At 42.8% G+C, this 9,124-nt stretch carries 8 protein-coding genes and 1 tRNA gene; 8 read left to right on the top strand and 1 reads right to left on the bottom strand.

What is annotated here, in order from left to right:
• The first annotated feature begins 59 nt into the window (after positions 1-59).
• Positions 60-144 (top strand) — tRNA-Leu (locus IQP38_RS18270).
• Positions 145-390: 246 nt separating this feature from the next.
• On the opposite strand, the gene IQP38_RS18265 is transcribed toward IQP38_RS18270, so the two are convergent.
• Positions 391-1,674, bottom strand: coding sequence for a carbohydrate-binding protein (locus IQP38_RS18265; protein ID WP_017636176.1), 1,284 nt, complete (start codon positions 1,672-1,674; stop codon positions 391-393).
• 247 nt (positions 1,675-1,921) lie between these two features.
• Between IQP38_RS18265 and IQP38_RS18260 the strand changes: the two genes are divergently transcribed.
• The 7 genes from IQP38_RS18260 to IQP38_RS18230 all read left to right on the top strand — a co-directional run bounded on the left by IQP38_RS18260 (position 1,922) and on the right by IQP38_RS18230 (position 8,608).
• Positions 1,922-2,227 (top strand): PTS sugar transporter subunit IIB, encoded by a 306-nt coding sequence (locus IQP38_RS18260; RefSeq protein ID WP_193837849.1) that lies wholly within the window; start codon positions 1,922-1,924, stop codon positions 2,225-2,227.
• 87 nt (positions 2,228-2,314) lie between these two features.
• On the top strand, positions 2,315-3,649 hold the full coding sequence (locus IQP38_RS18255; protein ID WP_005381064.1) for a PTS sugar transporter subunit IIC: 1,335 nt from the start codon (positions 2,315-2,317) through the stop codon (positions 3,647-3,649).
• 51 nt (positions 3,650-3,700) lie between these two features.
• Complete coding sequence (locus IQP38_RS18250) at positions 3,701-4,012, top strand: PTS lactose/cellobiose transporter subunit IIA (RefSeq protein ID WP_025767646.1); 312 nt, start codon at positions 3,701-3,703, stop codon at positions 4,010-4,012.
• A 12-nt stretch (positions 4,013-4,024) separates the two neighbouring features.
• The gene (locus tag IQP38_RS18245; RefSeq protein WP_005381048.1) at positions 4,025-5,347 is read left to right on the top strand and encodes a 6-phospho-beta-glucosidase; all 1,323 of its coding nucleotides are present in this window, start codon (positions 4,025-4,027) and stop codon (positions 5,345-5,347) included.
• A gap of 18 nt (positions 5,348-5,365) precedes the next feature.
• A complete protein-coding gene (chbG, locus tag IQP38_RS18240) occupies positions 5,366-6,121 on the top strand; it encodes a chitin disaccharide deacetylase (RefSeq protein WP_193837848.1) in 756 nt (251 codons plus the stop codon).
• Between the two features lie 104 nt (positions 6,122-6,225).
• On the top strand, positions 6,226-7,224 hold the full coding sequence (locus tag IQP38_RS18235) for a LacI family DNA-binding transcriptional regulator (protein WP_017636173.1): 999 nt from the start codon (positions 6,226-6,228) through the stop codon (positions 7,222-7,224).
• Between the two features lie 130 nt (positions 7,225-7,354).
• Positions 7,355-8,608: an HD-GYP domain-containing protein gene (locus tag IQP38_RS18230; RefSeq protein ID WP_017636172.1), complete on the top strand. Its 1,254-nt coding sequence runs from the start codon at positions 7,355-7,357 to the stop codon at positions 8,606-8,608.
• The last annotated feature ends 516 nt before the right edge of the window (positions 8,609-9,124 follow it).

Here is a 9,124-nt window from a genome sequence, read left to right as displayed (position 1 = left end):
TTGCGCAGGTCAAAAGCTTACGTATAATGCCAACCATCAAAGGGCAATAGCCCAAAGATGCCGGTGTGGTGAAATTGGTATACACGACGGATTCAAAATCCGTTGCCTTCGGGCGTGGCGGTTCAAGTCCGCCCACCGGTACCATACATAGAAAGGTCGCTTTTATAGCGGCCTTTCGTCGTTTTAGGTGCTCGTAAATATCAAAAGGAAGTTAGCGTTGCCTTCGCGGTGGCGGCAGGGATGCCAGTCCAATCAACTCTGTCCACCGGTACCATATTTTAAGACAGAGCCTCGATGAAAGTCGGGGCTTTGTTGTATATTGATCTTCAAAACAAAAAAGCGCGAGGGTATGCCTCGCGCAAACTACTACATGGTGATAGTAGGAACAGCCTATAGAGCAGTGAACAAGGTATTCTGAGTGTTCGGAGTCCAGTCTGCTTGGGACACGTGCGGTACATCAACTAGATAACGCAAACCTTGATAAGTCACCACATCGCCTTGTTTATAGGAAACATTCAGAGTCCAGTTAGTGGCTGGGTCCGCATTTGTCCAGAGGCTAGAGGTTGGAGACGGTGCCCAATCTTGTTGTGCAGTATGGTTTGTTACAGCCTGGTATACAGTACCTAGGTGTAAGACGTAATCGCCAGCGTCGTAGTTATGACCAACTTGCCAGTTCGGTGTGTAGTTATCCATTGTGTCGAAGTCATAACCCGCTTGTTTTGCTAACTGTATAAACATAGCGAGCTTAGGTAGGTTTTGCGTTGCACCCATGCCACGCTTACCATCTTCAAATAGGAACTCGTGAGTTAATACGATAACTTTATCGGCGTGTAAAGGTGTACCACATGGGAACTCTTGAGCTTTGGAGTTGATCGGGTTAATCGTTGTTGGTGCACAAGTGTTTAACGCGGAATCCACATATCCAAGAAATGCTTCTGCTTCTGTAAGGCTGTTTGCTGGCATTTCAATGCCCCAATTTTCGGGTGCCCAGTCCACATCCCAACCGTGAGTTTGATAGCCGTTATTCGCTAGGATATTTTGAACCTCGATAGCTGCTTTTACACTGTTGGATGGGTTGGATGTATCGCATACATATCCTGGTTCCCAAGGTTTCAGGTTATCAGACGTGGCACATAACCCATCTGCTTTGAAGTCTTTCGTCACGCGCCAACCGTTGGTGTAGGGCAGTCTAGCAAACTCTGTTGCCTTGTAGTTCGGGTAGCTTGTAATGTTCGGCAAATACTTTGCTAACACAGATAAGTTTTCCGTAAACATTGAGGCATCGTAAACAGGGTCTTGATACGAGTTAAGCTGGTGGTCCCCGGTCGCATTACACTCCGTAGCACTGTTCGGTCCAAATTCATCCACGCAGTTGTGCACCATGTGATCGTAACTGTGGTTCGCAACAATATGACCAGTGTCTAATGCGAACTTTAAGGCTTCTAGGGAACGGTCTTCATTCTCATCACCAATTCCATCTAAATGCCAAGCATTAAAGTAAAACGTCGCTTTGATATCTTCCTGGTTAAGTACTTGAATAACGTCAATAGATGCATTGATTGGTCCATCATCAAACGTTAGATAAATGGTGCCTTTAGAGTCGGTTTGAGCAAATGAGTGTTGTGATAGTGCGGCACTTACAAGCGTTGCAATAGCCAATTTATTAAATTTCATTCTCTATTCCTTTTAAGAAATTAATAACGACGTTGTCAGTAGTAAAATATTGATAATTTGAAACTTAATGTGATGTCTTAAATTATTTTATGACTTTTATCCTAGACCTAAATAATTACAAAAAAATAGGTGGTATTTTCTAAATTGGGATTGTGTTCACGAATAATGCAACCGGTTGCGCTTTTTTGTCTTGGTTATTTTTGCTACAGTTTTTACAGGTTGAAATTTACACAACGGGAGTAAGGCTATGAAAAAGATCCTTTTATGCTGTAGCGCAGGGATGTCCACCAGTATGCTTGTTAAGAAAATGGAGCAAGCTGCTGAAAATAAAGGAATTGAGTGCAGAATTGATGCAATGTCAGTGAATGCGTTTGAAGATGCAATTAAAGAGTACGATGTTTGTCTTCTCGGGCCTCAAGTACGTTTTCAGCTAGAAGAGCTAAGAAAAACGGCGCAAGAGCATGGTAAAAACATTGATGCTATTTCTCCTCAGCATTATGGAATGATGAAGGGAGAAGAAGTACTAGAGCAAGCATTAGAATTAATTAACTAAACTATAGTTTTAAATTAAAAAGATAACTGTACATCAAATATAAATATTTGATGTGGGATTCTTTTGCCTAAAATAAGGATGGATTCTATGAAGCTTTATGACGCAATTATAGGCGCAGTCGAAAAGCATATAGCCCCTATAGCAGCTAAAGTGGGGAATCAGCCCCATGTTCGCGCAATGAGAGACGGTTTTATTGTCGCAATGCCGTTTATTATTGTTGGTAGTTTCATTTTGATTTTTGCATTCCCCCCATTTGCCGAAGATACAACCTTTACTTTTGGTCGAATTTGGCTCGATTTCGCCACTACACATTTTGATACCATAATGATGCCCTACAACATGTCGATGGGGATCATGACCATTTTTGTTTCGCTGGGCGTTGCTTATAGTTTAGCGAAGGCTTACAAGATGGATGGGATCACGAGTGCTGTATTGTCACTAATGTCTTTTTTACTCATTGCGGCCCCAGCTAAAGATGGCGCGTTGTCTATGTCTCACATGGGCGGAACCGGGATCTTCACCGCAGTGATGTGTGCATTTTTCTCGGTGGAGCTCTACCGTTTTATGAAAAAGCACAATATTACGATTCGCATGCCAGAGCAGGTGCCACCGGCGATTGCGCGATCATTTGAAGTATTGCTACCAGTCTTAGCGATATTCATTACCTTATATCCACTTAGCCTTTTCGTACAAACCCAGTACGACATGCTGATTCCAGATGCTGTTATGGCTATCTTTAAACCGCTAATCAGTGCGTCTAACTCATTGCCTGCCATTATTGGCGCTTTATTGCTTTGCCAGCTACTTTGGTTTGCGGGTATTCATGGTGCTGCAATTGTTGTTGGACTGCTTTCTCCAATCTTTTTGACCAACATTGGTGCCAACATTGAAGCCTTTGTTGCAGGTGAACCGATTCCAAACGTATTTACTCAACCGTTCTGGGATTTTTACATCTTTATTGGCGGCTCTGGTGCAACACTTGCTCTTGTTATGCTGATGTCGTTTAGCCGTTCTGTTCACCTTAAGAGCATTGGTCGAATGAGTGCGGTGCCTGGCTTTTTCCAAATCAACGAACCTGTGATCTTCGGTAGCCCAGTTGTGATGAACCCGACCTTGTTTATCCCGTTCGTCTTCGCTCCAGTCATCAACGCTACGATTGCGTATTTTGCTGTGCATGTCGGCTTTGTGGGTATGGGGGTCGCTACAACACCTTGGACAACACCGGCACTGATAGGTGCTTCGTGGGGTAGCGGTTGGACCTTTGCGCCAGTATTGCTCGTCATTGGTTTATTAATTCTTGATCTAATCATCTACTTCCCATTCTTCAAAATGTTTGAGAAGCAAATGTTGGAGCAAGAACTACCAACGACGAAGGAAACTAAAGGTGATACGCAGCCGTCAGGCGAAGGCGTTACTGCTTAACTGTGCTTAATGGGCCGCAATTACCGCGGCCCGATTTTCGGAGAGAAAATGATGGAACAAGAATTGGTTGTAATGGAGATCATTTGCAATGCTGGTGAAGCCAGAAGTTTAAGCTACGAGGCATTGCGTTTATCTCGAGAACAAGATTTTGAAGCGGCTGATGAGAGGCTCTCTCAAGCAAGAGAGTGCATTAATAAAGCCCACTTAATACAGACTCAGCTTATTGAAGAAGATCAGGGAGAAGGGAAAGTCCCGATGACGTTAGTGATGGTGCATGCTCAAGATCACCTAATGACTACGATTTTGGCTCAAGAGATGGCTGTAGAAATCGTCGCACTGAACAAAAAAATCTCGAACAAATAAAGGGGGATGAAAATGTCTAGAGAGGCGATCAAACTTGCCATTATTGGCGGTGGTAGTAGCTATACCCCGGAATTGGTTGAAGGGGTTATTAAGCGCTTAGAATATTTACCCGTTAAGAAAATCCATTTTGTGGACATTGAGTCAGGAGCTGAGAAGCTTGAGATCATCAAAGGATTGGCTCAGCGAATGGTCGATAAAGCCGGAGCAAAAATTGAGATAAAAGCCGGTTTCGATCGCCGTGCTGCGATAAAAGATGCGGATTTTGTGATGACGCAGTTTCGTGTTGGTGGCCTTGCTGCACGCGCTAACGATGAGCGAATCCCAATCAAGTACGACGTCATCGGCCAAGAAACAACGGGCCCTGGTGGTTTTGCTAAAGCACTGCGAACCATTCCGGTCATTCTTGATATCTGTAAAGACATTGAAGAGTTGGCTCCAAACGCATGGATGCTCAATTTCACCAACCCAGCGGGTTTAGTTTCCGAAGCGGTCAGTAAGTACACCAAAGTAAAAAGTATTGGTTTATGCAATGTGCCCGTTTCAATGGAAATGATGATTGCAGAAATGATGGAGTGCGAGCCAAAAGAGCTACAACTTGAGTTTGCTGGGTTAAACCATCTCGTGTGGGTACACAAAGCATGGCTCAATGGGGAAGATATTACTCAAACGGTATTAGAGAAAGTCGGTGATGGTGCCAACTTCAGTATGAAGAATATCTGGGAAGAGCCGTGGGATCCGGCATTTCTAAAAGCACTGGGGGCGATACCATGTCCTTATCATCGTTACTTCTACCAAACTGATGCCATGCTTGCTGAAGAGAAACAAAGTGCCGATGAAAAAGGCACTCGTGCTGAGCAGGTAATGGAAACAGAAAATGCGCTATTTAAGCTCTATCAAGATCCTACCCTCGATCATAAGCCGAAAGAGTTAGAGGAGCGGGGTGGTGCTTATTATTCTGATGCATCACTGAACCTAGTTGATTCAATTTATAACAATCGTAATAGTATTCATGTTGTTAACGTTTTAAATAATGGAGCGATCAACGGCCTACCTGACGATGCTGTGATTGAATGTAGTGCCGTGATTGGTAGCTGGGGGGCGAAACCTCTTGCGGTTGGCGAGTTGTCAAACAATATCAAAGGATTACTCCATCAAGTTAAAGCGTATGAGCAGCTAACAATAGAAGCTGCTGTCGAAGGTAATTATGACAAGGCGCTTATGGCATTAACCAATAACCCATTGGTGCCTGACATTGGCCGCGCCAAGTCAATTCTGGATGATATTCTGGCGGTGAACGCTCCGTATTTACCTCAATTTAAACTAACGACGTTGTAAGACTAAGGAAGGGCGCCGATGAAAGTCATTTTTAATGCTGATGATTTTGGTTTAACGAGAGGTGTAAATAGCGGCATCGTTAAAGCTCATCAGCAAGGTGTGGTTCATTCAACCACCATGATGGTGGGTATGGATGCTGAGCAACATGCCTTAGAACTAGCTCGCCATAATCCAGACTTGAAAATTGGCGTTCATCTTAGGTTTACAGCAGGTGTGCCTATAACGAAGCATCCTAACTTGACCAACGGCCGAGCGCACTTTATCAATTATGACGAACTTTGGAGTAAGCAGGACTTCGAAACTCAGGTCGTTTATGATGAAGCAAAAGCTCAGGTGGAACATTTTCTATCGCTTGGGTTAGAGCTAAGCCACTTAGATAGCCATCATCACGCGCATACTCACCCTCAAATTTTGCCCGTTATTAAAGAAGTAGCGAATGAATACCGAGTGCCACTGCGGGGCACTGGCTTGTGTCAAGAATCGATGACAATCAGGTATATCTTTACTGATGAGTTTTATGACCAAAAAGTGAGCTTGGATGGTTTAATGGCACATTTATTGAGCTTAAAAGCTGACTATGACTTGGTTGAGGTGATGTGCCACCCGGCAGAGGCCGATCAGGCGCTTATCTTAAAGAGTGGCTATGCGCTTCAGCGAGAGCTAGAGTTACAAGTTCTTACCTCTCCCATTTTAAAAGAACAGTTAGCTCATCATGGTATAACTGTCACGGATTACTCTGAGCTTGTTTCTACCAATCAAACGGTCGGTGTATGATTAAAGGCTGCCAGCTTCGCCCCCTATAGCACCTTACGAATTGCTGGCAGCCGTTCTACACAAACGAATATTTAATAACAATTGCAGTTGGACCCAATAGCATTATGGCAAGGATTAAAGATGTAGCCGAACTCGCCGGTGTAAATCGCTCTACCGTTTCTCGAATTATTAATGGAGAGGGGAAATTTCGCGAGGAAACTCGAAAAAAAGTAGAGCAAGCTATGGCGCAATTGAATTATCGTCCCAGTGCAATTGCTCGTTCACTCGCAACCTCATCCAGTAATATGGTTGGGTTATTGGTGACTTACTATACGGGGGGCTTCTTTGGCGAGATGATGGAGCAGGTTCAAACCGAGCTAGATATTCATAAGAAGTTTTTGATTACAGCTCAAGGCCATCATTCTGCACAAGGTGAAAAAGAGGCAATTCAGCGTTTTAATGATTTACGTTGTGACGGCTATGTACTTCATAGTCGTTATTTGTCAGATGATGACTTACGTGAATTAGCTAAACAGCCAACACCTTTCGTTCTCCTGGATCGCTACGTGGAAGGAATAGAAGAGCGTTGTGTTATCTTTAACCATCATCATGCAAGCCGTATTGCCGTTGAGCACCTTTTAGCTGGTGGTCATCGAAAGATTGCTTGTATTGCCGGTCCATCCCAACGTCATAACAGTGTATTGAGAAAGCTTGGGTATATTGATGCAATGAAGGATGCTGGTATAGATATTGATGAAAGCTGGTGTGAAGAAGGGAATTATGGCCGGCAAAGTGGTTATGATGCAATGGCTGCAATTTTACAACGACACCCTGATGTGACGGCTGTCTTTTCGTGCAGTGAAGAAATGACGGTTGGCGCAATGCAGTACTTACACGAGCACAGTATTTCTGTACCAGAGCAAATCTCATTAACTAGCTTTGACAGTGTTGATCTTTGTGAAAGTCTTTACCCTACAGTATCAGCAGTGCACTTTCCTATCAGTGACATGGCCCGTGTAGCGGTACAAACGTTAATGGGACTAGTCAAAGGTCAAGAAGTAATAGACAAGCCTGTGTTCGAGGCCAAGCTTAAAATACGCAAAGCAGATCGCTCCTTAAAGTAGCTTACTTCTATCTAATCAAGTGAGTCGCTTAGAAATAACGGTTTGATGTTTTGATAGTTACTGATGAATTTATTCACAAAATTTACTAGTATTCTAACTCTCTTAAGAAATATAAATCAGTAGTGAATAAGTGGCAGCCATTAAACTAACGGTCGATCGTATTCAACCCGGATTACATATCCGTCTTCCGCTAAAGTGGAACGATCACCCCTTTCTACTCAATAGCTTTAAGATTAAAGACCAAGAGCAAGTCGAGATGATCCGCCACCTCGGCGTAAAGTTCGTTTACTTTAATCCAGAGCAAAGCGATGCCGTTCCACTCCCTGTTGATCAAAGACAAGCTGACAGAGTAACAAATGAAGCGTCGTTAGATCATGAAACTCAAAAAATGTGGCAAGAAAAACAAAACCGCATAGAAAAGTTAAGTGCATACCGTCGACGCGTGATTCAGTGTGAAAAAGAGTTTGAGCGCTCTCTGGCTCGTATGCGTTCAGTCATGACTAAAATCCGTAACCGTCCGACAGCAGCAGTTGATGAAGCAAAGCTTCTTATTGAAGATATCGTCGAGAAGTTAATGTGCGATGATAATGTTACGTTACATCTGATGAACGGAAAAAATGAGTTTGAAGATATTTATTTCCACTCATTGAACGTGGCTGTTATCTCGATGATGATTGGCCGTGCTAAAGGGTACTCAGCAGCACAGTTGAAAGAGCTTTCCTTTTCCGCACTATTCCATGATATCGGGAAAATAAAAATCCCGACTGCAATATTAAGAAAGCAACTACCTCTAACAGAGCCAGAAACTAATTACTTAAAGTTGCACACTAAATATGGCGTCGATCTTGCGAGTCAAATCGAGGCTTTTCCCGAAGTCGCGAGAATTGTGATCGCGCAGCACCATGAGCTAAGAGATGGATCTGGTTATCCTAAAGGCCTGAAAGGAGATGAGATCAACGAGTTTGCTCAAATTATTGCTGTAGCCAATGCGTTTGATAACTTGTGTCATACACCGATAGTCTCAGATCAAAAGATTCCTTATACCGCACTCTCTCATTTATATAAGAACTGTAAACACCTATATAAAGAAGAGAACCTGAACATCCTAATTAAGTTTATGGGCGTGTTTCCTCCGGGTACCGTAGTTCAGCTTTCTAATAATATGGTCGGCCTGGTTATCTCAGTGAATGCATCGCATTTATTATTCCCGAATGTCTTGGTTTACGATCCATCAGTACCAAGGACTCAAGCGCCAATCATTGATCTTGCCTCAAAAGATATAAAGATAGTTAACGCGATTCATCCGTCAAAATTACCGGATAAAGTAAAAGAGTATCTAAATCCGCGTTCGCGTATTTCTTATTTCTTTGATAGTAATGAGTAGTTATCCACAGCTTTTTGTGGGTAAATTGTATAAATCCTGAGTGTTATTTATGGGTAATTTTAGGGTTGGATGGAAAGTATCCATTTGGCATGTTTTTTTAGAAAAAATGCATTTTTAGTATTGCCAAAGAAAATCTTCTCCCTATAATGCGCATCCATCGACACGGCAGACGTCACAAGGCTTCAGCAGGGTCGAAGAGGTAAAAAGCTTCTACAAAAAATTAGTTTAAAAAAGTGTTTGACACTAACAACTAAATCGCTAGAATGCACCTCCGCTTTGAGAGAAAAACTTCTCGCAAAGCAAGCTCTTTAACAATATAGACCTATCAATCTGTGTGGGCACTCGTTGATGATAATCCAAATAGTTTCTTCGGAAACAATTTAGGTTTCAATGATACGAAGTGACCATTGAATCTTCGGATTCAGCACAGTCAATTCAAACATTACTTATGTAATGTTCAGTATTCATTGAGCCGACAAAATCTTAAATTGAAGAGTTTGATCATGGCTCAGATTG

It is taken from the genome of Vibrio sp. OPT41, from assembly GCF_015163595.1.
GTDB lineage: Bacteria > Pseudomonadota > Gammaproteobacteria > Enterobacterales > Vibrionaceae > Vibrio > Vibrio alginolyticus.
Note: the sequence above shows the minus strand (reverse complement) of the source record. Positions and strands in the feature narration are given on the sequence as shown.